Genomic DNA, 1,063 nt, shown 5'->3' on the forward strand with positions numbered 1-1,063 from the left:
AAAAATTTCCCAAAGACTTCCATAATGTCAATGATCAACTAAATCTTGGAGCCAACAACGCTGTCTTTCCATTGATCAGTCTGGTCAAGGGACTTACATTGTTTGCCGGCAATATTTTTGCATTCGCAGATCAATACACAGAGGAGGATAATACAGAATGAGGTTGATACACCCCAGTGCCCCCAACATCTTGGCGAATCATCCTATTACACATCAATAACCAAGCCACTGCGCGCTGGACTAAAAAACCTTTGGCGCAGCAAACGGCTCAGATCTTATCCCGGCATCACTGACAGTCTATTTGCACTGTTCGGTATGACACAGGCATAGCCAACGGCCTTATTTCAACTCTGGGATCCTTCTTTTTTGGAACTTTCGTTTAATCAACAGGTCAATATATGAAAGCGTTCTTTGGCTGGGCTCACCCTCGTCAAGATTAAGGATAATCAAAGATAGGAAAAAAAGGATGAATCAATTATCTCAACCCTCATGTAATCAGGGGCAAAATCTCTTTACTCGCACCGCTGTAGACCGTGTTACAGAAGATGTTACAGCGAATCATGGCAATGTCACTGGCACTGGCAGAATCGTTAGTCCTGTCAGTAGTGAGCCACTTGCAGAAAAGCGCGAAGATTTCACACCCGATCTCGTAACAGGGCAAAAAGAAATCGGAATTTCCTCCAGAGCCGTTGTTTTAGATGTAGATACCCCTAAGGCCCCTAAAATCAAACCAAAACCAAAAACACTTAAAACCATTCAGGGGGCGAACACTGCTATCTTAACCGACAGACAAGTCAAGCTGATTCAGGAACTCATCGGTTTTAGAAAAGGCAGACTCAGGGTAGATGAATTTATAGATGTTATCGACTTCCTTCGTTGTCGTCCGAAAATAAATTTGCCTAAAGATTATTCCAGATCCCCAACCCTTTTGTCAGGGATAATAAGAAATCAACTATGGAATGTTTTCGATATGGAGGAAAGTGATGAAATGAGGGAGGTATTAATGTCAACCACTGAAAGGAGAAAACAGATATTCCTGGCTGATGTCAGGAGAACAGAATTG

1 protein-coding gene is annotated in these 1,063 nt (G+C 42.4%); it reads left to right on the forward strand.

Going from position 1 to position 1,063, the window contains the following annotated elements; translation table 11 throughout:
* Positions 1-466 precede the first annotated feature (466 nt).
* Positions 467-1,063: hypothetical protein (locus tag KDK19_RS16535; protein ID WP_257292396.1), on the forward strand; the 597-nt coding region annotated here is incomplete at its 3' end.

Source organism: Endozoicomonas sp. ONNA1, assembly GCF_024606325.1.
GTDB lineage: Bacteria > Pseudomonadota > Gammaproteobacteria > Pseudomonadales > Endozoicomonadaceae > Endozoicomonas_A.